General features: G+C 61.8%; 1 protein-coding gene and 1 pseudogene. Both read right to left on the reverse strand.

Annotated elements, in window-relative coordinates:
- Positions 1-202 (reverse strand): annotated as a pseudogene (locus tag ACRXB1_RS37300) (uracil-DNA glycosylase); the annotation flags it as partial.
- A partial coding sequence (gene rimI / locus ACRXB1_RS37305; RefSeq protein WP_449494929.1) for a ribosomal protein S18-alanine N-acetyltransferase occupies positions 189-579 on the reverse strand: 391 nt, incomplete at its 5' end. The pseudogene ACRXB1_RS37300 and the gene rimI, both read right to left, overlap by 14 nt.

Raw genomic sequence — 579 nt, forward strand, 5'->3', positions numbered from 1 at the left:
TGCATCGTTCGCGCGAGGATGCGCTTGTCATGCGCCTGACGTTTTCAAGGGAGGCCGCCGCTGCGCGGTTCAACGGAGCGGCTGTCGATCTTTCGGGCGCGACTGCAACGGGTTCCACAGCCGTTTCGACCGGCTGCGTTCCCCGCCTCACCCAGATAGTCCCGAGTCCAAACTCGTCGAGCATCGACTTATGCAGCGCCATCGGCGGCCTCCCTTGAAAACGTCAGGCGCATGACAAGCGCATCCTCGCGCGAACGATGCCGCGCCGGGTAATAGTTCTTCCGACGCCCGATGGTCATAAATCCGAAGCGCTCGTAAAGCCATATGGCGCGCGGGTTCGAAGGCCGCACTTCGAGCAGCACGCCATCGAGCTTCTGGTGCTTCGAAATGCGCACCGCTTCGCGCAACAGCGTCAGCCCGGCGCCCGCATGTTGTGCTTGCGGCGCGACGCAAAGATTCAGGAGATGCATTTCATCGACGACCGGCATGAGCACGCAATAACCGAGCAACGTGCCGGTGACGTGTCGCAGACACACGCCGAAGTAGCCATTGCGCAGCGAATCCTGGAAATTGCCGCGG

Source organism: Caballeronia sp. M23-90, assembly GCF_053574605.1.